Below are 26,958 nucleotides of genomic sequence, written 5' to 3'. Positions count from 1 at the left end.
ATGGCGGGGCTTTTATCTTTTATAAGCAAGGCGGTACCGGGGTTTTTGGTTTCTGGGAACGGAGGCTTCATGACCTTAGATACCGGCACCTTAGCACCCGGGAATTTCTCTTTTTGGGACGAAAATTCTCAAAGTGAAAATCATGTATTATAAATTTTCTAAAAGGGATATCCATTCGAAGGCCGGATTTACAAGATTTTATTGCGTTCGGAGCAGTGCTCAAGGGCTGTGAATATTGGCACGAATATTGCAATGTAAATTTAAATCAGTGAGGTGATATATGGGAAAAAAGGCGGGTAGACAAGGCAGGCATGTTTATTGTAATTAACCCTAAAAATCACATCAATAACTATAAAAATTGAGGAGGTAACTTTATGTGCTTCAGGCCTACTGCCATCTCCAGGAAGATTAAATGTCCCAGCTGCGGAAAGGAAGTAACCATATTTGAAGGTATTAAGCAGAAAAAATGTCCCCATTGCAAGGCAGACCTGGATTCTACCGGTAAAAAATAAATAAGGCAACTGGCTGCATGGAGAGCCACGCCATTTTGCAGCCGGGGAGGTGAACGGCAGGCTAGAATACGGCCGGGAGTAATTTTAATGCTGTATAAGAATTTTTTCTGAAAGAGGTGGAGGAGAACAATGAGTACCGCAAAGAAACCCTGGACCTGGGAAGAAGACGGTTATACGGTGACGAGAACCTGTGCCTGGTCACCGCCCGGATGCCATCCTGTCGGTTGCGGCCTCAAGCTTTATGTCAAAGATAACAGGCTGGTAAAGGTGGAGGGAGATCCCGACCATCCTATTAGCCAGGGACGGCTATGCATCAGATGTTTGAGCCTCCCGGAATATGTCCATCACCCCCAGAGAATTATCTATCCCATGAAGAGGGTCGGCGAGCGCGGGGAGAACAAGTGGCAGCGCATATCCTGGGATGAAGCCTGGGACATCATCGTTGATAAAGTACAGGATATAAAGGCCAAATATGGCCCGGAGTCGATAGTAGTGTACGGAGGCACCGGGAGACAGGCCTGCTTATACTACTATCCCCTGGGCTTTGCTGCCCTGGGCACCCCGAATGTATGTTATCCCCTCAGCGGCTGGTCCTGCTATGGTCCCAGGTGCGCAATTACCCAGTATGTTTTTGGGACGGGCTATCCGGAAATCGACTTTGCCGGTTATTACCCGGACCGCTATGACCACCCCGGCTGGAAGTTGCCGGAGTGCATAATTGTATGGGGTAAAGACCCGTTAAAATCTAATCCCGACGGTTTGTTCGGCCATGCCCTGGTTGACATGATGAAGAGGGGTACCAAGCTAATTGTAGTGGACCCCAGGCTTACCTGGCTCGCTTCCAGAGCGGAATACTGGTTGCAGGTGAGGCCGGGAACAGATGCCGCCCTGGCCCTGGGAATGCTCCATGTCATTATTAATGAAGGGCTTTACGATAAGGACTTTGTAGAGAATTGGTGTGCCGGATTTGATGATCTGAAACAGCGCGTCCAGGATTACCCGCCGGAAAAGGTGGAGGAAATCACCTGGGTACCGAAAGAAAAAATTGTGGAAGCCGCCAGGTTCTTCGCCAGGAGCAAGCCGGCCAGCATTACCTGGGGCCTGGCGGTAGACGAGAACCCGAATGGTGTGCAGGTTGGACACGCTATCCTGTCACTGGCGGCTATAACAGGCAATATAGACGTTCCTGGTGGTATTACCATAGGGCCGCCGGCCGCCCTTCTCGGCAAATGGCGTGTCGAAACCCGGCTGGAACTTACGGAAGAATTGTGGAATAAGCGAATAGGCGCGGAAGAATACCCGGCGCTGGCCAATGCGTTGGCGACAACCCACCCGGACGTCACGCTGGATGTTCTGGAAACGGGCAAACCTTACCCGCTTAAGATGGCATGGTTCAACAGCACCAATCTAATTTCACCGACCTGTTCCACCGCCCCGGACAGGTGGTACAGGGCTCTCAAAAACATGGAGTTTGCCGTAGCAACCGATACTTTTATGACGCCCACAGCCATGGCCTTTGCCGACATTTTCCTGCCCCTTTCCACGTTTGCCGAGCATGACGGCATCGTGGTGACCCACTTTGGGCGGAATACTATTTTCATCGGAGCTATCAATAAAGCCTTGCAGGTAGGGGAATGCAAGTCCGATGTTGAGATCTGCCTAGAACTGGGCAAACGGCTTAACCCGAAAGCCTGGCCGTGGAACGACGTGAAAGAATTTTTCACCGATCAATTAAAACCCGAACTGGGAATAACTTTTGACGATTTAAAAGAAGAGGTCGTGCACCAGATCCCGTATCAATACAAAAAGTATGAGACGGGTCAACTGCGGCCGGATGGCGAACCCGGTTTCATGACGATGTCGGGCAAGATTGAACTGTACTCGACGCTTTTCGAGATGTGGGGCGACGACCCGTTACCTTACTTTGAAGAACCTCCTTACAGCCCGTACAGCACCCCGGAACTGGCGAAAGAGTACCCGTTCATCCTGACCACGGGGGCCAGGATGTGGGGTATGTTCCATTCCGAACACCGCCAGATCCGGACCATCCGTGAAATACATGCCGAGCCCATTGTAGAGATCCACCCGGATACCGCTGTCCAGTTGGGTATTAAGGAAGGCGACTGGGTCTACATCGAGAATATGTACGGCAAGTGCAAGCAAAAGGCTAAGCTGACGGTGGGCATTCATCCGAAGGTCGTCCATGCCCAGCATGGCTGGTGGTTCCCGGAGAAGCAGGCTGACGAACCCGGTCTCTTTGGCGTATGGGAAGCAAACGTGAACTTGCTGGCACCGCACAAGCATATCGGCAAGCTCGGTTTTGGCGCTCCGTTAAAGAGCCTGATCTGCAAGGTCTACAAGGCTGAGGCGTAGAGAAAAACCGGTCCGGGTACTGCAGGTTAAGATAATGCCGCTGGCGGCAGGTTTGCAAGTTTTAAGGGAACCTGGACCTGCCGCCAAGAATAGCGATTGGAGGGGAAAGGAATGTCACGTAATGGCTTATTAATTGATTATGAGTATTGTACCGGTTGCCATAGCTGTGAAGTGGCCTGCAAAAAAGAGCTTAATCTCCCGGTAGGCAAGTGGGGGATTAAGCTGGCAGAGGTAGGGCCTATGCAGGTATCCCCTGACCGGTGGCAAATGGATTATGTTCCGATCCCGACGGAGTTTTGCAATCTGTGCGAAGAAAGGGTAGCTAAAGGAGAAGCCCCGGCCTGTGTGCATCACTGCCTGGGCAAAGCCATGGAATATGGTCCGGTAGAAGAGCTGGCAGCCAAAATGGCTGCTAAGGGCAAGAAAATGGTGCTGTTTGTCCCCTGATACTTCTAAAGTGCATATGAAATTGTTAGCGGTGCGATAGCGAGGACGGGCCTTGAGGTTGACCTTAAGGCCCGTCCCGTTCTTTGGTAATATAAGTTGAAGTTGACATTGATCTCCTTGATGGTCATGTCTCCCCGGATCGGACAGGGCAGGATATCCAGGTGTGTATCATCTTCTAGGCGTCTTGAAGAGGATATATCTTTTGGCCGGATGGGGTTGATTAATAGCGCAGGATATGACAGAATAAAAGTAATGATTAGTATTGTATCAAGTTCGGTCAAAAATTAGATTAGCAATAAATTATTCCGTCCCGGGAAGGGAGCGCCTCTATGTTTAAATCTAGCACATCCGAGTGGAATTGTAAGAACCACGCTACGCTTGTAACAGAGCGGACAAAGAGTCGGTGGTTTATCCGCGCACCCGCAAACGGTGGCGAAAGTATCTCGAGACCGCAGAGAGGGACTTAAACACACTGCGGGACCAGCCTTATTGCCCTCAATAAAGGCTCACGCAGCGATAGTCTGCTATATTAAACAGGAAAACCGCAAACAGTACATAGTTAAACTTGGATAAATGTGGTTGATATTATAATTTTGAAGCAGCTAATGGGGAGGGACGGGAAGCAGGAAATATGGGGAAATTTGATATAGGGATCCTAGCTCCATATCCTGAGTTTTTTGCTCTTTCGGAAGAAATAGCAAGGAAATGGGGCCTGCGCGCCAGGATAGAGAGCCCTCCTATAGCAAGGGTAGTGGAAACTGCCAAAGCCTGGGAAAAAGAGGGCGAGATACAGGTAATTATTGCCCGGACGCCGGGGGCAAAAGTTTTAAGCCGCCATGAATTAGCTTTACCGGTGGTGAGGGTGGATTTTACCAGCTTTGATGTTATCCAGGCTCTCTACCGGGCCGCGCAATTGTCAGGTAAAGTGGCGGTTTTTGATGCGGGGACCTATGTGCAAAATTTTGACTATGAATTGATGTCACGCATGCTCAAGTTTGATTTTCAGGTTTTTGTTTGCCGAAATGAACGCCAGGCGTTAGAGAAGTTGAAAGAGGCGCGGGACAGCGAGATTGAGCTCGTTGTGTGCCTGGAGGCTTTTATTGCCGAGATGGCGCAGGCACAAGGGTTCAGGGCTATACTTGTACAATGCCAGAGGGAAACTATAGAGGAGGCATTTCGCCAGGCGATAGAAATAATCGATATTAAACGAAGTGATAAAAGAAGAGAATTGCAACTGACAACCATCCTGAACGGCATCCAGGACGGCGTAATAGCTGTAAATGATAAGGAACTGGTGACGGTGTTTAACCCGGCCGCAGAAAAAATCCTGGGTGTTAAGGCGGCAGCAATTTTAGGCAAGCCGATAAAAGATTTTTTAGTAGTAAACCCTATCAGGCACATCTATGGTGATGGCAAGGAAGTTAAAAGCGAGATTATAGAAGTAAACCAGAACCATGTTGTTGTTTGGCGGAGGCCGCTCCTGGTGGAGGAGGAGAACGTAGGGCTGGTTGTGACTTTTCAACAGGCCGAGCGCGTGAAGAGAATCGAGGAAAAAATTAGAAGAGAGCTCCATGCCAAGGGGCTGGTGGCCAAGTTTGGTTTTGAGGATATAAAAGGGCGATCGGCTGCCATTAAAAAAACGATAAAAGAAGCCCGGAATTATGCTCGTTCTGAGGGGACAGTACTTATCGTTGGTGAGACCGGAGTCGGCAAGGAATTATTTGCTCATGCCATTCACAAAGAAAGCGTAAGAAGAACGGGACCTTTTGTGGCTATCAACTGCTCCGCTGTACCGGAGACCTTACTGGAAAGTGAGCTATTCGGATATGACGAGGGGGCCTTTACAGGTGCCAAGAAAGGGGGCAAGGTAGGGCTATTTGAACTGGCCCACGGCGGCACCATTTTCCTGGACGAGATCGGAGAGCTAAGCACGCAGCTCCAGACGCGGTTGTTAAGGGTATTGCAGGAAAAAGAAATCATGAGGGTAGGCGGGAATCATGTTATTCCTATAGATGTGAGGGTTATTGCTGCTACCAATCGCGATCTGGAGGAGGCAGTTCGCAAGGGCAGCTTCAGGCAGGATTTGTTTTACCGTTTGAATATATTACGACTGCGCGTTCCTCCTTTGCGGGAGCGCAAGGAAGATATAGCAATATTATTTGATTTTTTTATGGAAAAGCTCTCTATATCTTCAACTTCAGAGCGGGCTGGCGTGCCTGCTTGTTTACTTGCTGAAATGGGAAAATATGACTGGCCGGGAAACGTAAGGGAATTACAGGGGTTTGTTGAAAGATATCTGGCCCTGGGAGAGACCAATTCCAGGAAATGGTCGGTATTACGCAGCCTTATTGCCGAGATGGTAAACGGCGCAGGCCAAGAGGATAGCCAGCAGAAGATTATCATTGAACTTGATACTTTGGAACGCATGGAGAACCAGCTTCTTAGCCAGGCGTACAGTAATTTTCATGGCAATAAGTCAGAACTGGCAAAGGTGCTGGGTGTGAGCAGGGCTACCTTGTGGAAGAAGCTAAAAAAAGTTAATCTTGACAGTAATGCTTGAAGGTGGAGGGTGAAGGAGGCTTCATGAGGAAAACGCATATTTTCTGTGGTCAAGCGCAGCTCCCGCAGGGAACGGACATCTATGAAAAGTATAAGTATTTAACGGTGCTATTAGAGGTAGATATGGATTCCGGCCTGGTCATGGAATGTTATTTTCCGATTTACTGCGAGATGTGCAACCACTTTATGGCCGATATTCTGCGCGGCCGGTCCCTGGATGAGGGTTTAGATCCTGTTATTGCTGAAATTGAAGAGCGTGTACACCTTGTTTCTAAGAAGGCCTTAATTAATGCCCTGTATGCAGCCTATAACCGTTACCTTATTGTGAAGAAAAACCTTAATAGGACTAATATAACCGCTTGACCGCAGGAATTTAAGTGGTTATAATCTAAGGAGAAAACTGAAAAATAGCTTGTTTATGGTAACGGAATGCCCTTCCGTTACAAAGTAAGCAAGCCCAACTCGGGGAAAAGCGCAATAAGCTATCAAAGCTTTTGCGTTTGTATTGGAGTTGGGCTTTTTATTTTAATAAACGGGGGTGAGATTTCCTTTGACCTAGGAGAACAACGAGGCGTCGTTGTTACTAGCAACTGTGCCGGCAACCTGTTTCATGTAAGGGAGCATGCGTAGGTAGGAGGATAAAGCAAATGACATTTAAAGATATGCAGTTTCGCACTACACTCTATGGGTTAGAAAAACTCATTCGTCAAAAAGCAAAGCGATACCCTTCATATGCCAGGCATTTAGCAGAAAAGAATATCGTAGCCCAGATAAAACTAAAAGATAATTCATCGGGCCGGTATTATATATTTGAAAACGGCAAAGTGACTTCAAGAAAAGGGGTCCACCCCTGCCCGGATATATGTATGGCCTTTGAAGATACCGATATAGCGGCCAGAATTATGAAGCCCAACAGGAACCAGCTGGACTTTATTAATGCGGGGAAGAACATGCAAATAACCCTGCAAGGCCCCGATGACCTGGTAATGTGGTTTTTTGAAACGCTGAATCAGCTTTTCACCCTGGGCATGGAATACGGTACCGATATGGGTAATGGCGTTAAGAGGTATACCAGCAATACCAACGGGGGACCGGTTTTCGTCTATGTAAAGGACGGCAAGATCATCCGGATCACCCCCATAGAATTCGACGAAAAAGATGCCACCCCCTGGAGCATCAAAGCGCGGGGCATAAACTTTACCCCTCCCCGGAAGACGACGGTTACTCCTTATGCCCTGGCCTGGAAATCAATGGTCTATTCACCGGACCGGCTGCTGTACCCCATGAAGCGGGTAGATTTTGACCCGAACGGCAACAGGAACCCGCAGAACCGCGGGATATCAGGGTATGAAAGGATAAGCTGGGACGAGGCCCTGGACATTGTCGCCAGCGAGATAAAACGCGTAAAACGCGAATATGGCCCGGGAGCCATAATGAACGGCAGCGGCTCGCACCACACCTGGGGGAACCTGGGCTACTGGCTCAGCAGCAGGCTGCGCTTCTTCAACTCAATCGGGTTTACACCGGTAGAATCTAATCCCGACAGCTGGGAAGGCTGGTACTGGGGGGCGGTGCATCACTGGGGCCACACCATGCGCCTGGGCGGGGCGGAAACCTACAGCACGGTAGAAGACCTGCTAAAAAACTGCGAGATGGTAGTATTCTGGTCCAGCGACCCGGAAGCCACCAGCGGCGTCTATGGAGCCCATGAAGGGACGATACGGCGACAATGGCTGAAAGAACTGGGGATCAAGATGGTCCACATCGACCCCTACTACAACCACACGGCCGCCTGGCTGGGAGGCAAATGGCTGGCCCCGAAACCGGGAACCGACAGCGCCATGGCCCTGGCCATAGCCTATGTCTGGATAACGGAAAACCTGTACGATCATAACTATGTAGCCACCCGCACGGTAGGATTTGAAAAATGGCGGGATTATATCCTGGGGAAAGAAGACGGGATCCCCAAGACCCCGGAATGGCAGGAAAAAGAAACAGGGGTACCCGCCAAAGACGTGCGGGCGCTAGCCCGGGAATGGGGGCAAAGGAAGACCTACCTGGCCGCCGGGGGCATAATAGGCTTTGGCGGCGCCTGCCGCACGGCCACAGGGACGCAGTGGGCGCGGGCCATGGTGTGCCTGATGGCCATGCAGGGCCTGGGCAAGCCCGGCGTCAACATGGGCTGCCTGCAGCAGGGGACACCGGTAAACACCAAATTCTATTTCCCGGGCTACGCCGAAGGAGGGCTATCAGGAGACTTAGAAGGCACGGCCATGGCTGCGAACCTGTACCAGCGCATGCCCCAGCTGCCGACCATCAACACGGTCTATCAAAGGGTTCCCCGGCTGAAAATCCCCGAAGCCATCCTGGAAGGCCGGTGCACGGGTTATCCCAAAAATCCTAAGACCATAGAAGGCCAGTTCTTCAAATATGCATACCCGGCGCCGGGCTACCCGAAGGTCAGGATGTACTATAAATACGGCGGTTCCCATTTCGGCACGATGGTAGACACCAACCGTTATACCAGGGCCTACCGCTCGGAAGAACTGGAATTCGTCGTCAACCAGTCCATATGGTTTGAAGGAGAAGCCAGATTTGCCGACATCATCCTGCCGGCCTGCACCAGCTTCGAACGCTGGGATATAGGCGAATTCGCCAACTGCGGGGGATACATCAACCACTCCTACACCCAGTGCAACCACCGCGTCGTGGTATTGCAGCACAAATGCATCGAGCCCCTGGGCGAATCCAAATCCGATTACCAAATCTTTTTAGAACTGGCCAAGCGGCTGGGGCTGGCCATACCATATTCCGAAGGCATGACGGAATTAGACTGGTGCAAGAGGATGTTTGACGCCAGCGATCTACCAAAATACATCTCATGGAAACAATTTCTCAAGAAAGGCTACTTTGTCGTACCCAACCCGCCGGAAGAACTCAGGGACCCGGTAGCCTACCGCTGGTATGCCGAAGACCGGCCCAAAGACACACCGGAAATATCCCCGCTGCCGGCAGACTATACCGAAGAGTACGGCAGAGGGCTGCAGACCCAGTCCGGCAAGATAGAATTCGAATGCTCAAGCCTTAAACGCTTCGACCCGGACGACCCGGAACGGCCGGTAATATGCAAATACATACCGGCATGGGAAGGGCCGCACACAACCGAACTATATAAAAAATATCCATTGCAGCTGATATCTCCCCACCCGCGCTACAGCTTTCATACCATGGGAGACGGCAAAGACAGTTTCATAAACGAAATAGAAGATCACAGGGTACTGATAGACGGGCACTATTACTGGGTAATAAGAATAAATCCCGAAGACGCAGCCGCACGCGGGATTAAAAACAAAGACCTGGTCAAAGTATTCAACGACCGGGGAGAAGTAATATGCGCGGCCCAGGTAACAGGACGCGTCCGCCCCGGGACGGTACACGCCTACGAATCATCGGCACTCTATGAACCCGTAGGAGAACCCGGCAACTCAGCAGACCGGGGCGGCTGCATCAATTTGCTCACCCCGAGCCGGATGATCATCGAAAAATCGCACGGCATGGCCGCCAACTCCTGCCTGGTAGAAATAACAAAATGGGAAGGAGGAGAAGTAGCATGAACAAACGATACTACCTCATATATGACCTGGAAAAATGCATCGGCTGCCATAACTGCATGCTGGCCTGCAAAGACGAATTCGTCGACAATGAATGGCCGGGGTATACCTTACCACAGCCGCGCCACGGGCATAAATGGATAAACATCCAGCGGATAGAAAGAGGCCAGTACCCACATATCGACGTCAAATACCTGGCCAGGCTTTGCCTGCACTGTAACAACGCGCCCTGCGTCGAGGCTGCCGGGGGTGCGATTTATAAACGCCAGGATGGCATCGTCATCATCGACCCCCAAAAAGCAAAAGGGCGGGAAGACCTGATCAAAACATGCCCCTACGGCATGATCTGGTGGAATCAAGAAAGAGAGATCCCCCAGAAATGCACCTTCTGCGCCCACCTGATCGACCAGGGGTGGGGAAAGACCCGCTGCGTCCAGGCCTGCCCCACGGGCGCCCTGAGGTTAGAGCATGCCAGCGAAGCGGAAATAGAACGCATGAAAAAAGACGAAAAACTGGAAGTCCTGGACCCCGAGCACAATACAAGTCCCGGGGTATATTACAAGAACCTGTACCTCTATAACAAATGCTTTATAAGCGGCAGCGTAGCAATAGAAAAAGAAGGAAAAACCGAGTGCGCCGGAGGAGCGAGAGTATTATTGCTGCATAACCAGGCCAGGATTGATGAGGTTCTTACTGACTGCTTTGGTGATTTCAGGTTTGACGGTTTGCCGGCGAATAGCGGATTGTATATTATTGAGATATACTTTGACGGGCTTTTGAAGAAAAGTGTTGAAGTTGACTTAAAAACCAGCCTTAATGTAGGGACAATATTTTTGTAGCAATGGGCATTAGATGAATGCGAATCGCCAATCCTGGTCCCGGGAAAACTAGCTCAAGGGCCCTTGAATGGGGATTGGCGAAAGGCGTTACGCCTGCGTGTTGCTTATTGGCTAATAATTATCATAGATCCTTAAAAAAATGTTTATAAATGCAAACAAAACAACATCAATAAAAAGAAAATGTTAAAAAATAAAAACATAAGCATGCCTGGCCCCAGTATTGTTAACAGCTTGTTTAGCAGCACATTTGTGATTCCGGTCCTGGCACGCTACTTGCAAGTAAATATTTAATAAAAAGGGAGGAGATCCGGGATTATATGGAGATCACTACTATTGGACTTTTAGGAATCATCGTGCTTTTACTTCTCATGCTGACACGCATGCCCATTGGTTTTATCATGGCCCTGGTAGGCTTCGTAGGAGTGATGCTCGTCAACAGCTTGCCCGCTGCCATGGGTGTCCTGAAGACAGTACCCTATTCGACCGTGTCTTCTTATAACTTGAGCGTTATACCCCTTTTCATTCTGATGGGAGAATTTGCTTCCCGCTGCGGCCTGACGGAAGGCCTATACAATGCCGTCTATAAGGTCATTGGCCACCTCAAAGGCGGCCTGGCCATGGCCACCATCCTGGCCTGTGGTTTATTCGGTGCCATATGCGGATCGAGCCCCGCCACTGCAGGTGCCTTGGGCAAGGTCGCCTTGCCGGAAATGGACAAGTATAAATATGACTCCAGCTTTGCCGGGGCCAGCGTTGTGGCGGGGGGTAGCCTGGGGAGCTTCATCCCCCCGGGTGTCCCGATTGTACTTTATGCGATACTGACAGAGCAATCCATAGGCAAGATGATTATAGCCTGCGTTATACCGGGTGCAGTCCTCATGCTCATGTACATGATTACGGCCTATCTCATTGCCTCCCGTTATCCGCAGCTTGCACCACCCGGTCCCAGGCACAGCCTGGCTGACATGTGGCACGCCGTAAGGGGGATGTTGCCCATAGCAATTATCTTCGTCATTACTATGGGCGGCATATACGTGGGGATTTTTACGGCCACAGAAGCGGCGGCCGTGGGGACCTTTCTCACCTTTCTATATGCTGTCGGCACCAGGCAGCTGTCGTGGGAGAAATTCGTCTATTCCCTCCTGGAAACCGGCAAGACTTCGGCCATGATTTTCACCATCCTGATCGGCGCCATGATTTTTGGATACTTTATGTCGTTAGCCAAATTACCAATGGTGATAGCAAACTTTATTTCCGGGCTAGAGGTTTCCAGGTATTTAATCATCGTTGGGATAATGATTGTTTATCTGATATTAGGGTGTTTTATGGACAGTCTTGCCATGCTGCTTCTCACCGTGCCTATCTTTTTCCCGGTTATACAGAATATAGGTTTTGATCCCATATGGTTCGGGGTACTGGCCGTCACCTGCGTGGAAGAGGGATTAATTACCCCGCCTGTAGGGATGAATCTTTACGTTGTCAAAGGCATTAGCGAAAAGATCAAGCTGGAAGGACTTTTCAGGAGAGTTTTGCCGTATGTGCTAACTATAGTAGTCTTTCAGCTCGTCTTGTTCATATTCCCGCAATTAGCGACATGGTTACCTTCGCTTATGAAATTTTAAATAAATAAAGAATGGGGGGGGTGGTAGTATCAAGGAAAAAGTATAAAAGAGTAATGGAGGAGAAAGTAGTTTAGGAGTCAAGGTACAATTGGGAATTGGAGAATTTGGAAAGGAGGCATGAGTTTATTATGTTGAAAAGGGTTATGGCGTTTGCCAGTGTACTGGCCATAGCGGGTCTGGTACTGGCGGGATGCGGGCAGAAACAGCAGGCGTCCCAGGACAAGGCCGCCGACAAGGGACAGGCAGGCGGCAGTGTGATTGAGCTCAAGTTCCACCATCACGACCCGCCGACTTCGGACTTTGCCCGCAATGGCGTCGAGCAGTGGGCCAAAATGATCGAGGAGCGCACCAACGGCAAGGTTAAGATCACCATCTATCCCGCTGAGACCCTAGGTAAGGCCAAGGATGCCTATGAGATGGTGACCAACGGGATTGCCGACATAGCCTGGGGGTTTGTCGGCTTCTTCCCGGGACGCTTCCCCATGACCGAGGTTATCGACCTGCCCATGCTGGGCATACCCAGCGCGGAAGTGGGGAGCAAGGTCCTGTGGGACCTGTATGCCAACACCCCGTATTTGAAGGGCGAGTTTCCCGGGGTGAAGGTACTGGCGCTCCATTGCAATGCAGTTAACCCGATTGGCACCAGCAAGAAAGCCGTACGGACACTGGAAGACTTGAAGGGGCTCAAGGTGAGAACACCGGCCGGCCCGCCGACCGAATTTATGAAGCAAGCAGGCGCCCTGCCGGTCCTGATCCCGGCGCCGGATATATTTGAAAACATGCAGAAGGGCACTATCGACGGCTACTCGATCGACTGGCAAGGGATCAAGGGCTTCCGGTTGCCCGAGGTATCCAACTATATTACGGATGTCAATTTGTTCATCGCCCCGTTCTGGATCATCATGAACGAGCAAAAGTGGAACAGCCTGCCTGCGGACGTGCAGAAGGCGATAGAAGAAGTCAGCGGGCAATTTGCGGCCCAGCACTTTGGCAAAGTGTTTGACGAGAGCGAGAAACAGGCCAGGGCTCGGGTGAAGGAACTAAATAAGGAAATAATCCCGCTCACACCGGAAGAGCAGCAGCGGTGGGTCTCCGTGGCCCAGAAAGTATGGGATAAATGGGTAAATGATATGGAAGCCTCCAAGAAGCCGGCCAAGACAGTTCTCGAGGAAACGCAAAAACTGATCAAGAAATACACCGGCCAGTAGAAAGCCAATAATTACACCTCCGGCGGGAAGTTTTTCCCGCCGGGGGAGCTTCCCCTGGAGCAGTGCTCGCTAATAGTTTCGAGGGAAGGTGGGGGGCAGATGGATGCCAGAGACAGTTTCGGTTTCAGGATTGCTGCTGCGATAAACGGTTTGGCGCGGGTCACAAACAACATCGGGATAATATTCCTCATGGTCATGATGATGGTGACGGTGGTGGATGTGACCTGCCGCTATTTTGGGAAGGGTGTGCTCGGGGCCTACGAAATAGTTGAATACACCATGGTGCTCACTGTTTTCCTGTGCATCGGGCATGCACAGGCGGAAAAAAAGAACGTCAGCGTGGAGATCCTGTACAACAAGCTGGGTAACAGGGCCCAGGTGGTGCAAGAATTGGTAAACGCTGTTGTGGCCTTTTTTCTCATGTGCATCTTTGTCTATGCCGGAATTTTACAGACCAAGACCATGTATATCAGCAAGTCGACCTCGGGCGTCTTGTTTATACCCAATTACCCCTTTGTTGCGGTCGAAGTGATAGGCTACGTGGTGCTGTGCCTGGTCCTGCTGGGTGATTTCCTGGTCGCGGTTAGCAGGCTGTTATACAGGAATTACTAGCCAAGCGGCAGGAAGCAATCTTGTCTAAAAAGAGAGGGAAGAAACCATGAAGGTCGTAAAGGCCGGCGAGGGCAGGGTATACGATGCCCGCAAGCATTTCCATATGTGGGGCATCAAGATGGTTAGCCCGGAGGTGGAGACCAGGGGAGTTACGGTATCTATGTCGCACTTTTTACCGAACGGCGGGGCTGAGATGTCGACCTCACCCCTGGAACGCGCGTACTACGTACTGGCTGGGTCAATAACTGTGCGGGGCCATGAGGCTGAGTACGTGCTGAATGAAGGCGACCTGGTATATATCCCTCCGGGGGAGGAAAGGGAAATAGAGGTTAATAACAACCGGCCGGCCACTATCCTGGTGGTCACGGCTGAGGTGAAGTAGCAAGGGTGATTTGAAGATGCATAACGGGTCCATCGCTAAAGTGGCCGTCATCGGCGCCGGTACTATGGGGCCGGGGATAGCCCAGAGTTTTGCCAGGCACGGCCTGGAAGTATCCCTTTATACCCGCCGCCAGGAAACCCTGGACCGGGCGCTCAGGGTCATCGAGGCGAGCCTGGATGTATTTATCGAGGAAGGTCTCCTGGGTGCCGGGGAGAAGGAGGTGATATTGGCGCGCATAAGGCCAACCCGCTTCCTGGAGGAGGTCGGTGCCGGGGCGGACCTGGTAGTTGAAACTGTGGTCGAAAAGAAGGAAGTAAAACAGGAGGTATTTCGTGAGCTGGATGGGATATGCCCGCGACATACCATATTCACGAGCAATACTTCTTACCTGGACATTTTTTCGATTACGCCCAGGCCTTCGCTCACGGCCATAGCGCACTGGTTTGCCCCGCCGCAGGTGGTACCGCTGGTAGAAGTGGTGAAGGGGCCGCAGACCTCAGAAGCCACGGTAGAGGCGGTTACCTCGTTGCTCACAGCTATAGGTAAGGTACCGGTGGTGCTTAATAAATTCGTCCCCGGTTTCGTTATCAACCGGCTGCAGCGCGCCCTGGGCCGGGAGATCTTCTACCTCCTGGATAATGGCTTTATTGATGCCGAGGCCCTGGACCTGGCAGTCAAGGCCAGCCTGGCCCCGCGGATGATGGTAGTGGGGGTAGTGCAGCGCTACGACTTTACGGGACTTGACCTGAGCGCGCGCAATCTGGAGAACCCGGAGTTCAGCGAGGCACCCGAAAACAACCGGCCCAGCTCATTATTTGGCCTGGTGGAGGCCGGCTGCCTGGGAGTTAAGACGGGTAAAGGCTTTTATGATTACTCCGGCCGGAAGACAGAAGAGATTCTTAAAGAGCGGGATCGCAGGTTGCTCAGGGTCTTTGCTGGCACAGGTTTTTGCCTCGAGAAGTTGTAAAGGAAACAATTGGAGGTTTGTGACACAATGATTACACTCCCGCAGGATAAAGTTATTATCACCGTAAGCGTCACCGGGGCCATGGTTACCAAGGCCATGACCCCGGCTGTACCCGAGCAGCCTGATGAAATAGCTCAGGCGGCGTACGAGTGTTACAACGAAGGTGCTGCCATTGTGCATATCCATGCCAGGGACCGGCAAGGAAAACCGACCGGGGATCCAGCCGTGTACGGGGAGATCCACGAAAAAATCCGGGCCAGGTGCGATCTCATACTCCAGGATAGTACCGGTGGCGGCGCCAACTTGTCCCTTGAAGAGCGAGTGAAATGCCTGGAAGCCCGGCCGGAAATGGCCTCGCTGAATATGGGCACCCTGCTTCGCGTCAGCGGTGCCTATGCCGGGACGACATTCTCCAATTCCCCGAGCGATATTGAGGCCTGGGCCAGGGCGATGAAGGAACGAGAGATCAAGCCGGAAATGGAAGTTTATAGCCACTCCATGTTCCGCGATGTGCAGAACCTTATTGATAAAAACCTTATCGAAAAGCCTTTTTATATTAACCTGGTTATGGGCATGAAATACCAGGGTGCTGTCGAGGCAACACCGAAGTACCTGATGTCCCTTATTGATTTTGCTCCCGCTGAGGCGATTATCAACGTATCTGCTGTCGGTGCTGCCCAGCTCCCCTTGACCACTATGGCTATGGTTCTGGGTTGCTGCATCCGGGTGGGCCTGGAGGATAATATTTATTACCGCAAGGGAGAACTGGCAAAGAGCAACGCCCAGCTAGTGGCGCGTTCAGTCAGGATCGCGCGGGAATTGGGTAAGGAACCGGCCACACCGGAAGAAGCCAGGAAGATACTCGGGCTCAAGCCCTTAAAGTCTTGAATCGGGTAAAACCGTTTAGGAGAAGGTGAGGCGGAAAATGGGAGCGATGTTTGATCTTTCCCAAAGGGTGGCGGTAGTTACCGGTGGTGCCGGGGGTATTGGATCGGCGATAGCCCGCGGCCTGGCTGCTCAGGGAGCAAAGGTGGTAATCACCAGCCGGAACATAGAAAGTTTGAAGAAAACTGCGGAAGAGATAGCAACGGAACTGGATGCAGAAATTTTGCCCCTGGTGGCGGATGTTACCAACGAGGCCAGTGTGGCGGCACTCGTGCAGCAAGTAGTAAAGCAGTTAGGAACAGTTGACATCCTGGTCAACGCCCATGGCTTCAATGTCAAGGCCATGGCCCTGGATTTCCCCATAAATGAGTGGCAGAGGCTGTTCGATGCTAACGTAAAGGGGACCATGATCACTTGTAAAGAGTTCGGGCGGGTGATGGTGGAAAAGAGATACGGTAAAATTGTGAATGTTTCTTCCGTCCGGGGGGTACGGGCTAACGCCGGCGGGAATTCTGGCTATTGCGCGACGAAAGCGGCAGTAGATATGATTACCCGCTGCCTGGCAGCCGAGTGGGCGCCCTACAAGGTTAACGTTAATGCTGTCGGCCCGGCCCTCATCGCCACCAAATTTACGGAAAAGCAAATGCAGGAACCAGGCCGTACGGAAAAATACCTGCGTAATATCCCCTGGGGACGCCTGGGACTGGCTAACGATGTAGTTGGGGCAGTCGTATTCCTGGCTTCTGATGCGGCCGAATTTGTAACCGGCCAGATCATCTATGTCGACGGCGGGTTGACTGCTATAGGATAGGAAGGTGGTAAAAACCGCATGGACGAGCAAGTTTTTACCAACTGTACCGTTGGCGGGGCCATCAAGGTACATGTTCGGGACGGCAGGATCGTGCGGGTACGACCCCTGGTATTGGAAGATGAAGATCCCCCAGCGTGGAGCATTGAAGCCGGGGGCAGGAAATTCAGCCCCCCCAGGAAAACCACGGTTGCACCCTTTGTTTTGACTGAAAAACTACGCGTCTACTCCGAGGACCGGATTAAATACCCAATGAAAAGGGTAGATTTTGACCCGGACGGGAACAGGCACCCGGAAAACAGGGGTAAGTCGCCCTATGTACGGGTATCCTGGGACGAGGCCCTGGATATTGTGGCGCGGGAAATGCAACGGATACGCTCTGCTTATGGCCCGGAGGCTATTACCGCCATCACGTCTTCGCACCACAACTGGGGAAATATTGGCTACAAGATGAGCGCCTTTGGACGCTTCTTTAACCTGCTGGGTTATACCGCCATCTTTGACAACCCGGACAGCTGGGAGGGATGGCACTGGGGTGCCGTACACACCTGGGGTTTCTACTGGCGGTTGGGTAACCCGGAGCAATATGATCTTCTGGAGGACGCCCTTAAAAATACCGAGTTATTTATCTGGTGGTCCCATGATCCGGATTCCACACGGGGAGGATATGCAGCTCAAGAATCGGCTATCTGGCGCGTATGGTTAAAGGAACTGGGAAAAAAGATAATTTTTATCGATCCCTTCTGTAACTACACGGCAGCCCGCATGGCGGATAAATGGATTGCCCCCCGGCCAGGTACCGACGTGGCACTGGCCATGGCTATAGCTTATATCTGGCTTAAAGAAGGAACATATGACGAGGAATATGTGCACAACCGCACGTACGGGTTTGAGGAATTCAAGGCTTACATCCTGGGTGAAGAAGACGGTGTACCCAAGACGCCGGAATGGGCCGGGCAGATTAGTGGTGTGGAGCCGAGAGTGGTAAGGGCCCTGGCGCGTGAGTGGGCCAGCAAGAGGGTAATGCTGGGTTGCGGGGCTCGTGGTGGTTTCGGCGGGGCCTGCCGCACCGCTTATGGCCATGAATGGGCGCGGATGATGGTACTCCTGCAGGCAATGCAGGGTTTGGGGAAGCCGGGAGTGAACATCTGGTCCGGTACGTTGGGGGCGCCTTTTAATGGAAATTTCCGTTTTCCAGGATATGCCGATCCGGACGGGAAAATAATAGGCGATGGCAGGCCCGACGGTATAGCCAGGAAAACGGCAGTTAATCCAGTGCGCCAGCGCTTGTACCGGCCGCTCTTCCCGGATGCAATTTTGAACCCGCCTATTTCCTGGCGCGGGGAAGGTTTTTGCGGCAAGTCAATTGAGCAGCAGTTAATCCCGTATACCTACCCGCTCCCCGGGCACTCGGAAGTAAAGATGTTCTACCGCTACGGCGGCTCCTTCATGGGCACCATGACCAATACGAACCGCTGGGTAGAAGCCTACCAGAGCCCGAAGCTGGAGTTTGTTGTCAACCAATCAATCTGGTGGGACCCGGAAACCCGGTTTGCCGATATTGTTTTACCGGCCTGTACCAACCTGGAGCGCAATGATATAGCGGAAATGACTAATACAGGCGGCTACTCTTACCACGGCTCGAACGGTTGTAATTATAGAATTGTCGTATACCAGCAGAAATGTATTGAGCCTTTATACGAATCCAAGTCGGACTACGAGATCTTCCGGCTCCTGGCGCAGCGGCTGGGATTTGCAGAGGATTACACGGACGGCGGCAAGACCGAGGAAGATTGGATACGGCGCATGTTTGAGATATCAGACCTCCCGAAGTACGTTAGCTTTGAAGAATTCAAGGCTAAAGGGTATTTTGTAGTACCTTTGCCGGAAAATTATCATCCCACGCCTGCATTCCGGTGGTTTTATGAAGGGCGCCAGTGTGACACGCCAGACAATAATCCCACCGGCGGCAAACTGGGCACTTACACAGGCAAGATCGAGTTTACCTCGCAGAGCCTGAAAACGCACCTGCCTGAGGACCAGGAGCGGCCACCAGTGCCCCATTATACCCCGAGCTGGGAAGGGTTGGAATGCGCCCTCGCCGGCAAGTACCCCCTGCAGCTCATGGCACCTCACCCGCGGTACTCTTACCATACTCATTACGACGTTCATGCACCCTGGCTGGCAGATATACCGGGCCACCGGCGGCATAAAGACGGCTACGACTGGATAACTATCAGGATCAACCCGCGCGATGCGGCGTCCAGGGACATCCAGGAGGGGGATATTGTACGGGTCTATAATGACCGCGGTGCGGTGCTGGGTGTGGCCAATGTTACCGGGCGGGTACGGCCAGGGGTAATCCATTGTTACGCCTCCTCCGGTAAATATGACCCACTTGAGCCGGGCCGGGCTTACAGCCCGGACAGGGGTGGGTGTATTAATATTCTTACCTCATCCCGCCTCATGTCGGCCAATGCCCCGGGAATGGCTCCTAACTCGTGCCTGGTGGAAATCGCCAGATGGGAGGAAATCTAGATGCCGCGGTATGCTATGGTAATCGACCTGGACAAGTGCAACGGCTGCTATAACTGTTTCCTGGCTTGCAGGGACGAGCATTATGGTAACGATTACCCGCCGTACTCGGCAGCGCAACCCCTGCGGGGGCATTTCTGGCTGCGCGTTATTGAAAAGGAACGGGGGCAGTACCCGCGGGTCAAAGTAGCCTATATTCCCAAGTTGTGCATGCATTGCGACAATCCTCCTTGCCAGCAGGCGGCGGTTGATGGGGCTGTATACAAAAGGCCCGACGGCATTGTGATAATCGATCCGGAAAAGTCATTGGAGCAGAGGCAAATTGTGGACGCCTGCCCCCACAGGGTGATCTTCTGGAATGAGGAGAAGAAAATACCGCAGAAATGCACCTTCTGCGCCCACCTGCTGGATAAAGGCTGGCAGGAACCACGGTGTGTTGAGGCCTGTCCTACCGGTGCCCTGGTGTTCGGAGATGCGGACGACCCTGGCAGCAAGGTTAGTAAAGTCCTCCATAGTGCGAGGGCTGAGGAGCTACGGCCGGAATACGGGCTCAAGTCCCGGGTGAAGTATATAGGACTGCCCAGGCTATTTATTGCCGGGACGGTTATATTCGGCGATACGGATGAGTGCGCCGGGGGCGTGACCGTGGTCTTGCGGGGAGAAGGGGTGGAATTAAGCACTAAGACTAACAATTTTGGCGACTTTGAATTTGAGGGGCTAGCCCCGGGAAGTTATGAAGTCCTGATGCAGCACACACAGTACCAGAGCCGTAGCATAAATGTAATCGTAAAAACAGACCTTTACCTGGGTGAGAACGTGCTGGAGCGCATGGCATAATGAACAGGTGAAACCGGTGATTATGGGAGAAGGAACGTCGCAACGTTTACAACAGGTCAAAAAATCGGTAGAACGGTTCGTGGCGGGCGCCGTGGAGCCCCTGGCCGCTGAAATAAGGGAAACCGGCATAATACCTGATAGTGTTATTGCCGGCGCGCGGGAATTAGGGCTCTTCGGTATGATTATCCCAAACGGTTACGGGGGCCTGGACCTGGACGTTGCCGGTGCGTGCACCCTGCTGGAGGTAGTAGGTCACTCATGCCCGGGACTGGCATGCTTGCTCGGGGTGCACAATTGCCTGGCAGTAGCTATCGGGTTGCTCGGTACCGGCGCCCAGAAAGCAAAGTACCTGCCGGACCTGGCCAGCGGGGGGTTGATAGGTGGATATGCGTTACCCTTCGGGGACTGGAGCGGTTGGCCGGCAGTAACCGTGGTGGAGGAAGAGAAAAACGAGCGCCATGTCCTCAATGGAGTAGTGCGCTGGGTGGCTAACGGGCCGGTAGCAGACCTGGTAGGAGTTGTGGCGCGGGCACCGGCACGTGCGGGGGGGCTTCCCCTGTTTTACGCAGTGGAGAAGGATTACCGCACATGTACTGTTGGGGCTATAAAAAAACTGGGTGGCCTGGAGGGTTTTGCCGTCTCCGAAATGGTACTAGAGGAGTACGAAGTAGGCGACGGAGTGCTCCAGGGATGCCAGGAAGGCCTGGTCAAGGAAGTCCTCTATGAGATTCTTAACATATGTATGGTAGGCCTGGCTGCCTGCTGGCTGGGAGCAGTCAAACGGGTGGTCAAGATATGCCTGGCTGCGGCTAGTCAGGGGGACGGGAAAATGTCAGGTGCCGGTAGGCGGGCGCGGCTAAATGTGCTTAGCAAGGTGCATGTCGAGACCGAGGCCTTGGCCGGGATGGTAACGGAAGTAGCCCGCAAGCTAAACCGGGGCGAGGGTGCGGGGTGGGAGGGCCTGGCCGCCAGGGTGAAGGCCAGTGAGGTGTTCATAGAAGTGACCAGGCAGGCGGCAGAACTCCTGGCCGGTATTGAAGGCAAGGAGGGCGATATACTGGCGAGCCTGCGGCGTGATGCGGACGCGGCGGCGATAGTAGGCGGGGGGAACGAGTTGATCAGGCAGGTGATCGGGAAACTGATAGCAGGCAAAGGTTAGACGACTGTTGTTCAGTAGAGGGGGACGTACCGTGGAAGAGGTTTATGTTGTAAGCGCTGTGCGGACAGCTATCGGGAAGGTAGGCGGGAAATTACGCGATGTCATGCCTGAGGACCTGGCGGCGGCAGTCATCAAGGAAGCTATCCGGCGGGCCGGGATAATTGCAGGGCAGGTAGATGAGGTTATTATCGGGCAGACGAAGCAGAGCGCTGATGCTCCTAACCTGGCACGAGTGGCCGCGCTTAAAGCCGGCTTCCCAGTGGAAGTACCTGCGTACACGGTGCACCGGCAGTGCGGTTCAGGCCTCCAGGCTATAAATAACGGCGTCCAGGCTATCCAGTGCGGCCTGGCGGATATTGTCGTGGCCGGTGGCACGGAGAGCATGAGCAATGCGCCTTATTACCTGCGGAATGCGCGCTTCGGGTATGCCTCAGGTAATGGCTTGTTGCTGGACTCCAATACCGAGAGCCAGCCCAGGTCACAGCCTGTCGAGATATACGGGCAACTGACGATGGGCATGACAGCCGAGAATTTGGCCGAGATGTACAGGATCAGCCGGGAGGAGCAGGATGTTTTTGCCCTCGGGAGCCATAACAAGGCACTGCAGGCTATAAGGGAGGGACGTTTCCAGGAAGAAATAGTGCCGGTAACAGTGCCGTTATCTAAAGGGCAGAGCACGGTCTTTGACACCGATGAGCGGCCCCGGGAAACCTCGCTGGAGGAACTGGCCCGCCTGGCACCTGTATTCAAGGAAGGTGGTACGGTTACCGCCGGTAATTCCTCAGGGCGCAACGACGGTGCTGCAGCAGTTGTCCTGGCGTCACAGCGGAAGGTGGCATCCCTGAACCTGAAGCCTTTCGGGGTAATTAAGAGCCAGGCAGTGGCCGGCGTATCGCCTGAGATAATGGGTATCGCCCCGGCTTACGCTACGAGGAAGGCCCTGCAACGGGCAGGTCTCAAGCTGGATGACATGGGACTGATCGAGGTAAATGAAGCGTTTGCCGCCCAGACCCTGGCAGTGGTCAAGGAACTTGGAATTAACCAGGAGATCCTTAACGTTAACGGCGGGGCCGTGGCGCTGGGCCACCCGCTGGGCTGCTCCGGTGCCAGGATCGTGGTAACGCTGCTCCACGAGATGCGCAGGCGGAAAGTAAGATATGGCCTGGCTGCCATATGCATAGCCGGCGGTCTGGGGATAGCTGACGTCTTCGAGCTGGCTCTATAGCAAGCCTGGTGAAAAAAGATTACCAAAGTTAGAAACAAAAGGGGGATCAAAAATGGCGGATAGTGAAACCCGGGTAGTCCGGACTACTGTATGGTCACCGGGACCGGGGTGTCATGGAGGTTGCGGGGCGAAACTTTACGTTAAAGACGGCCGGTTGGTAAAGGTGGAAGGTGATGAAGACCATCCCTTCAACCAGGGCCGCGCTTGCCCGCGGCTGCTGGCCCTTACCCAGTACGTCTATCACCCCGAACGCTTGCTGTACCCCATGAAGCGGGTAGGGGCAAGAGGCGAAGGTAAATGGGAGCGAATAACCTGGGATGAGGCCCTGGATACAATCGAAAAAAAGTTAAAAGATATCCGGGATGAGTACGGGCCGGAGTCGGTTCTTTTCTGCCAGGGGACCGGCAGGGATATTGGTGGGCCGATATCCTTCCTGGCATATTCTTACGGGAGCCCCAACTGGGTACAGCTGGGCCTGGCTGGCCAGTCTTGCTATACACCCCGGCTGGCGGCGATGTCTGTAACTTTCGGTGATTTTGCTGTGCTGGATGCGGGGCAATTTTTTGTCGAGCGTTATGAATCAAAAGAGTGGCAACCCCCGAAATGTATTATCATCTGGGCCCAGAATCCCATGTCCGGTTGCCCGGATGCATTCCAGGGGCACTGGATAGTGGAGTGCATGAAACGTGGCTCTGAACTGATTGTGATTGACCCCAGGTGGACGTGGTTTGCCTCCCGGTCAAAATACTTCCTGCAAATCCGCCCGGGAACTGACGGCGCGCTGGCCCTGGGTATGATCAACGTCATAATCAATGAAGGTCTATATGATAAAGAGTTTGTCGAGCAGTGGACCTACGGTTTCGATGCCCTTAAGGAAAGGGTAAAGGAATTCACCCCCGAGCGCGTCTCGGCTATTACGTGGGTACCTGCCGACCTTATAATAGCTGCTGCCCGCTTTTATGCTAGCAGCAAACCGGCTGCTATCCACTGGGGGTTGCCGGTGGACCAGTGCCCGGAAGGGACAACAGTAGCTCAGGCCATCACCCATCTATGGTGCCTTACCGGCAACCTGGATGTACCGGGTGGCAATGTAATTGCCCGTGCCTCGCATAATGTGACGACCTATCCCTTTGATAGCCACCAGCTGTTAAGTTTATACGGCGAAGAGCTGGTAAAAAAGCTAAGCGAGAAGCGGATAGGTGCCCAGCGCTATGGCATGGTAAGAAACTTCCGTGGCTGGGCCCAGCCAGATATGGCGATCGAGCAAATCCTAACTGGAGACCCGTACCCCATCAAAGCGGCGTGGATACAGACGACCAACATCCTGGGCGGGCAGGCCGCTGACCTGCGCAAACATTACGAGGCGTTGAAGAAGCTGGACTTTATTGTAGCAGCTGACACATTCATGAATCCAACCATCATGGCCCTGGCTGACATCGTGTTGCCGGTAGCTACTTTCGCCGAGAAAGAGAGCTTCCGATCCTGGTGGGCACCTTTAAGCGTTGTTGTCCCGGCAGTAAAAGTCGGGGAATGCAGGTCCGACTGGGAGATTAATCTGGAACTTGCGCGGCGTTTTAATCCCGAAGGCATACCCTGGAAAACAGTAAAGGAGCTTATAAACGAACGGCTCAAGCCCTCGGGGAAGACTTTCGATGAGCTTGCTGCCCAGGGGAGCTGGGAGATGCCTCCCGAAGGACATCCCTCCAGGCCTTACCGGCGTTATGAAAAGGGACTGCTCAGGCCGGATGGCAAACCTGGTTTCCGTACACCAACCGGCAAGGTAGAGTTTTATTCTAAGACGCTTGAGGAATGGGGCCTGGATCCACTGCCTTATTATGAGGAACCTCCTGAAAGCGAGGTCAGGACTCCGGAACTATTTAAAAAATATCCTTTAATCATGGCCACAGGCCGCCGTTCCCCGGTATATTTCCATGCGGAACACCGCATGATCCCGTGGCTGCGGGAGATAGATCCTGACCCGATAATAGAAATAAATACTAGCACTGCAAAAGAAATGGGAATTGAAGACGGCGAGTGGGTGTGGATTGAAAATGATAGGGGCCGTATAAAACGCAAGGCCAGGGTTACCCCAATCATTCACCCGAAAGTTGTTATGGTACCCCATGGCTGGTGGCTGCCTGAGACAGAAGGTAAAGAACCCTACTTGTATGGGATATGGGAATATAACTGCAACTTGCTTATTCCTATTGGAACGCAGGGCAAATCGGGATTTGGTGGCGGGGCCTACAAGACCACGCTATGCCGGATCAGGAAAATGGAAAAAGGGGAGGTGTAGTTGAAGGTGCGGTACGGTCTGTTAATCGATTATGAGTATTGTACGGGATGCCATACCTGTGAGGTGGCCTGCAAACAAGAGCATAACTTCCCGGTAGGGCGGTGGGGTATAAAGGTTAACGAGATTATTTTGGAGAATTTTAACAACAGGGTATCCATAGACTATCTACCCTTCCCGACAGATTTATGCAACCTGTGCAGCCATCGTATCCAGGATGGTATGCTGCCCTCATGTGTCAAACACTGCCAGGCCGGGTGCATGAAATTTGGACCGGTAGGCGAGCTGGCCATGGAAATGGAAAAGAAAGGTAAGATGGTACTATATACACCTAAATAAGTAAAACAGGAGCAGCTATAGGCAGAAAGCGCGGGGGAGCAAAGGAGGAACGCTTCCCCGCGCGGTTCCCAGGGTGTTCCACTAAGGGTATCATTAAATGCAAGAAAATAAGACCTGAGTAATAGATGCCGGAGGTATATAAGGCATGGCGATAGTAGTAACTGCGGGGGAGGCAGTTTCAAGAATCGAGGACGGCATGACTGTTATGACCGGCGGTTTTTTAGGGGTTGGTACGCCGGAAGTTTTGCTCGATGCCCTGGTTGGGCGGGGAGCCAAGAAACTCACTCTCATATCGAATGATACAGCTTTTCCGGGGCGCGGGAACGGCAAGTTGGTGGAAGCAGGATGCTTAAAAAAGGTGATTGCTTCCCATATTGGCACTAATCCAATAACGCAACAGCAGATGAAGGAAAAGATCCTTGAGGTAGTACTCATTCCCCAGGGCACGCTGGCCGAGCGCATACGGGCTGCCGGTGCAGGTCTGGGAGGCATATTGACACCTACCGGTGTTGGAACAGAGATAGAGAAAGAAAAAACAGTACTTACCATTGATGGCAGGCGCTATTTGCTGGAGGTGCCGCTGTATGCCGATGTAGCACTTATTAAAGCCCACCTTGCTGATGAAGCTGGTAATCTGGTGTACAAGCGGTCAGCTAGGAACTTCAACCCCGTAATGGCCATGGCTGCCAGCTTAGTAATTGCCCAGGTAGACAGGGTGCTGCCCGTAGGGTCAATAGACCCGGACCAGGTTATGACACCAGGTATATTTATTGATTTGATCGTCCAGACGGGAGGCGAGCAGGTTGGCGACCTTAGAACCGCAAGATAAACGGATTATTATCGCCCGGAGGGCAGCCAGGGAGTTGCAGGACGGATACGTTGTAAACCTGGGGATAGGGTTGCCGACCCTGGTAGCCAACTACGTACCGGAAGGCATAAAGGTGTGGCTACATTCAGAAAACGGCTTTGTCGGGCTGGGGCCGGCACCGGCACCTGGGGAGGAAGATCCCGACGTGGTTAACGCCGGGGCACAGCCCGCCAGCATCATACCCGGGGGAGCTTGCTTTGACAGCTGCATGTCTTTTGCCATCATAAGGGGGGGGCACCTGGACCTGACGATTCTCGGGGCCCTTGAAGTCGATGAAAAGGGGAACCTGGCCAACTGGATGGTACCGGGCCGCATAGTTCCCGGTATGGGCGGGGCAATGGACCTGGTAGTTGGCGCCAGGCGGGTTATAATTGCCACTGAGCACACCTTGAAGGACGGTTCCCCCAAGATAGTGCGGCGATGTCAGTTGCCGCTGACGGCAGCTGGGGAAGTTGACCTGATTATAACCGAACTGGCAGTTATCGAGGTAACCCGGGAAGGATTATTACTTAAAGAGGTGGCTCCTGGGGTAACGCCGAGAGAAGTCCAGGCGAGGACCGGGGCGAGCCTTATTATTCCCGACACTGTGGCTACAATGGAGATATAAGTGATGGGTTAAGGTGGTACAACCTGGTACAAGCAGTAATAGTAGCGGCCGTACGTACTGCCATTGGCGACTACGGGAAGAGCCTGGCGAGGATACCGGCCTATACTCAGGGATAGCCGTCGTCCAGGAGCCAGACCCTGGCCAACTGAGAGGAGAGAAAGACAACAACCTTACCGGCTCCGCAAGAGCCAGAGAAGGAAGTCTTTCCCGCAGGAAATGTTGGAGCTCCGGATGACAGCGACAGGTTGAAGGACTTGGGTACCAAAGCTT

Annotated in this window: 21 protein-coding genes; all 21 read left to right on the top strand. The window is 52.7% G+C overall.

Annotation, left to right across the window (positions count from 1 at the left end; genetic code table 11):
• Positions 1-641: 641 nt before the first annotated feature.
• The 21 genes from NWF31_RS10310 to NWF31_RS10210 all read left to right on the top strand — a co-directional run bounded on the left by NWF31_RS10310 (position 642) and on the right by NWF31_RS10210 (position 26,688).
• Complete coding sequence (locus NWF31_RS10310; protein ID WP_258360416.1) at positions 642-2,885, top strand: molybdopterin-dependent oxidoreductase; 2,244 nt, start codon at positions 642-644, stop codon at positions 2,883-2,885.
• A gap of 111 nt (positions 2,886-2,996) precedes the next feature.
• Positions 2,997-3,332: an oxidoreductase gene (locus NWF31_RS10305; RefSeq protein ID WP_258360415.1), complete on the top strand. Its 336-nt coding sequence runs from the start codon at positions 2,997-2,999 to the stop codon at positions 3,330-3,332.
• Positions 3,333-3,963: 631 nt separating this feature from the next.
• Complete coding sequence (locus tag NWF31_RS10300) at positions 3,964-5,892, top strand: sigma 54-interacting transcriptional regulator (RefSeq protein ID WP_258360414.1); 1,929 nt, start codon at positions 3,964-3,966, stop codon at positions 5,890-5,892.
• Between the two features lie 23 nt (positions 5,893-5,915).
• Positions 5,916-6,254, top strand: a complete 339-nt coding sequence (locus NWF31_RS10295) for a DUF3870 domain-containing protein (protein ID WP_258360413.1) — start codon at positions 5,916-5,918, stop codon at positions 6,252-6,254.
• Positions 6,255-6,538: 284 nt separating this feature from the next.
• Positions 6,539-9,505 (top strand): molybdopterin-dependent oxidoreductase, encoded by a 2,967-nt coding sequence (locus NWF31_RS10290; protein ID WP_258360412.1) that lies wholly within the window; start codon positions 6,539-6,541, stop codon positions 9,503-9,505.
• A complete protein-coding gene (locus NWF31_RS10285) occupies positions 9,502-10,341 on the top strand; it encodes a 4Fe-4S dicluster domain-containing protein (RefSeq protein WP_258360411.1) in 840 nt (279 codons plus the stop codon). The genes NWF31_RS10290 and NWF31_RS10285 overlap by 4 nt, the downstream gene beginning before the upstream one ends.
• A 317-nt stretch (positions 10,342-10,658) precedes the next feature.
• The gene (locus tag NWF31_RS10280; RefSeq protein ID WP_258360410.1) at positions 10,659-11,963 is read left to right on the top strand and encodes a TRAP transporter large permease; all 1,305 of its coding nucleotides are present in this window, start codon (positions 10,659-10,661) and stop codon (positions 11,961-11,963) included.
• 104 nt (positions 11,964-12,067) lie between these two features.
• The gene (locus tag NWF31_RS10275; RefSeq protein ID WP_258360409.1) at positions 12,068-13,171 is read left to right on the top strand and encodes a TRAP transporter substrate-binding protein; all 1,104 of its coding nucleotides are present in this window, start codon (positions 12,068-12,070) and stop codon (positions 13,169-13,171) included.
• 99 nt (positions 13,172-13,270) lie between these two features.
• Complete coding sequence (locus NWF31_RS10270; protein ID WP_258360408.1) at positions 13,271-13,783, top strand: TRAP transporter small permease subunit; 513 nt, start codon at positions 13,271-13,273, stop codon at positions 13,781-13,783.
• Between the two features lie 46 nt (positions 13,784-13,829).
• On the top strand, positions 13,830-14,165 hold the full coding sequence (locus NWF31_RS10265) for a cupin domain-containing protein (protein WP_258360407.1): 336 nt from the start codon (positions 13,830-13,832) through the stop codon (positions 14,163-14,165).
• 16 nt (positions 14,166-14,181) lie between these two features.
• Positions 14,182-15,132: a 3-hydroxyacyl-CoA dehydrogenase family protein gene (locus NWF31_RS10260; RefSeq protein WP_258360406.1), complete on the top strand. Its 951-nt coding sequence runs from the start codon at positions 14,182-14,184 to the stop codon at positions 15,130-15,132.
• Positions 15,133-15,159: 27 nt separating this feature from the next.
• The gene (locus tag NWF31_RS10255; protein ID WP_258360405.1) at positions 15,160-16,020 is read left to right on the top strand and encodes a beta-keto acid cleavage family enzyme; all 861 of its coding nucleotides are present in this window, start codon (positions 15,160-15,162) and stop codon (positions 16,018-16,020) included.
• A gap of 37 nt (positions 16,021-16,057) precedes the next feature.
• The gene (locus NWF31_RS10250) at positions 16,058-16,828 is read left to right on the top strand and encodes an SDR family NAD(P)-dependent oxidoreductase (RefSeq protein WP_258360404.1); all 771 of its coding nucleotides are present in this window, start codon (positions 16,058-16,060) and stop codon (positions 16,826-16,828) included.
• A gap of 18 nt (positions 16,829-16,846) precedes the next feature.
• The gene (locus NWF31_RS10245; protein WP_258360403.1) at positions 16,847-19,363 is read left to right on the top strand and encodes a molybdopterin-dependent oxidoreductase; all 2,517 of its coding nucleotides are present in this window, start codon (positions 16,847-16,849) and stop codon (positions 19,361-19,363) included.
• Complete coding sequence (locus NWF31_RS10240; RefSeq protein WP_258360402.1) at positions 19,364-20,197, top strand: 4Fe-4S dicluster domain-containing protein; 834 nt, start codon at positions 19,364-19,366, stop codon at positions 20,195-20,197.
• Between the two features lie 7 nt (positions 20,198-20,204).
• A complete protein-coding gene (locus tag NWF31_RS10235; RefSeq protein ID WP_258360401.1) occupies positions 20,205-21,356 on the top strand; it encodes an acyl-CoA dehydrogenase family protein in 1,152 nt (383 codons plus the stop codon).
• Positions 21,357-21,387: 31 nt separating this feature from the next.
• Positions 21,388-22,581: a thiolase family protein gene (locus NWF31_RS10230; RefSeq protein ID WP_258360400.1), complete on the top strand. Its 1,194-nt coding sequence runs from the start codon at positions 21,388-21,390 to the stop codon at positions 22,579-22,581.
• Between the two features lie 52 nt (positions 22,582-22,633).
• Positions 22,634-24,877, top strand: a complete 2,244-nt coding sequence (locus NWF31_RS10225) for a molybdopterin-containing oxidoreductase family protein (RefSeq protein ID WP_258360399.1) — start codon at positions 22,634-22,636, stop codon at positions 24,875-24,877.
• A 6-nt stretch (positions 24,878-24,883) separates the two neighbouring features.
• Positions 24,884-25,213, top strand: a complete 330-nt coding sequence (locus NWF31_RS14815) for a 4Fe-4S dicluster domain-containing protein (RefSeq protein ID WP_258360398.1) — start codon at positions 24,884-24,886, stop codon at positions 25,211-25,213.
• Between the two features lie 145 nt (positions 25,214-25,358).
• The gene (locus NWF31_RS10215; RefSeq protein ID WP_258360397.1) at positions 25,359-26,042 is read left to right on the top strand and encodes a CoA transferase subunit A; all 684 of its coding nucleotides are present in this window, start codon (positions 25,359-25,361) and stop codon (positions 26,040-26,042) included.
• The gene (locus NWF31_RS10210; protein WP_258360396.1) at positions 26,017-26,688 is read left to right on the top strand and encodes a 3-oxoacid CoA-transferase subunit B; all 672 of its coding nucleotides are present in this window, start codon (positions 26,017-26,019) and stop codon (positions 26,686-26,688) included. Before NWF31_RS10215 ends, NWF31_RS10210 begins: the two co-directional genes overlap by 26 nt.
• Positions 26,689-26,958: the final 270 nt, after the last annotated feature.

It is taken from the genome of Neomoorella sulfitireducens (assembly GCF_024733845.1).
Lineage (GTDB): Bacteria > Bacillota > DSM-521 > Neomoorellales > Neomoorellaceae > Neomoorella > Neomoorella sulfitireducens.
The sequence above is the reverse complement of the archived record's forward strand: the minus strand, read 5'-3'. Positions and strand labels throughout refer to the sequence as shown.

Bases quoted from the DNA above. Each gene is read 5' to 3' on its own strand.
- NWF31_RS10310 (WP_258360416.1), top strand. From the start codon at position 642: ATGAGTACCGCAAAGAAACCCTGGACCTGGGAAGAAGACGGTTATACG.
- NWF31_RS10305 (WP_258360415.1), top strand. From the start codon at position 2,997: ATGTCACGTAATGGCTTATTAATTGATTATGAGTATTGTACCGGTTGC.
- NWF31_RS10300 (WP_258360414.1), top strand. From the start codon at position 3,964: ATGGGGAAATTTGATATAGGGATCCTAGCTCCATATCCTGAGTTTTTT.
- NWF31_RS10295 (WP_258360413.1), top strand. From the start codon at position 5,916: ATGAGGAAAACGCATATTTTCTGTGGTCAAGCGCAGCTCCCGCAGGGA.
- NWF31_RS10290 (WP_258360412.1), top strand. From the start codon at position 6,539: ATGACATTTAAAGATATGCAGTTTCGCACTACACTCTATGGGTTAGAA.
- NWF31_RS10285 (WP_258360411.1), top strand. From the start codon at position 9,502: ATGAACAAACGATACTACCTCATATATGACCTGGAAAAATGCATCGGC.
- NWF31_RS10280 (WP_258360410.1), top strand. From the start codon at position 10,659: ATGGAGATCACTACTATTGGACTTTTAGGAATCATCGTGCTTTTACTT.
- NWF31_RS10270 (WP_258360408.1), top strand. From the start codon at position 13,271: ATGGATGCCAGAGACAGTTTCGGTTTCAGGATTGCTGCTGCGATAAAC.
- NWF31_RS10265 (WP_258360407.1), top strand. From the start codon at position 13,830: ATGAAGGTCGTAAAGGCCGGCGAGGGCAGGGTATACGATGCCCGCAAG.
- NWF31_RS10260 (WP_258360406.1), top strand. From the start codon at position 14,182: ATGCATAACGGGTCCATCGCTAAAGTGGCCGTCATCGGCGCCGGTACT.
- NWF31_RS10255 (WP_258360405.1), top strand. From the start codon at position 15,160: ATGATTACACTCCCGCAGGATAAAGTTATTATCACCGTAAGCGTCACC.
- NWF31_RS10250 (WP_258360404.1), top strand. From the start codon at position 16,058: ATGGGAGCGATGTTTGATCTTTCCCAAAGGGTGGCGGTAGTTACCGGT.
- NWF31_RS10245 (WP_258360403.1), top strand. From the start codon at position 16,847: ATGGACGAGCAAGTTTTTACCAACTGTACCGTTGGCGGGGCCATCAAG.
- NWF31_RS10240 (WP_258360402.1), top strand. From the start codon at position 19,364: ATGCCGCGGTATGCTATGGTAATCGACCTGGACAAGTGCAACGGCTGC.
- NWF31_RS10225 (WP_258360399.1), top strand. From the start codon at position 22,634: ATGGCGGATAGTGAAACCCGGGTAGTCCGGACTACTGTATGGTCACCG.
- NWF31_RS10215 (WP_258360397.1), top strand. From the start codon at position 25,359: ATGGCGATAGTAGTAACTGCGGGGGAGGCAGTTTCAAGAATCGAGGAC.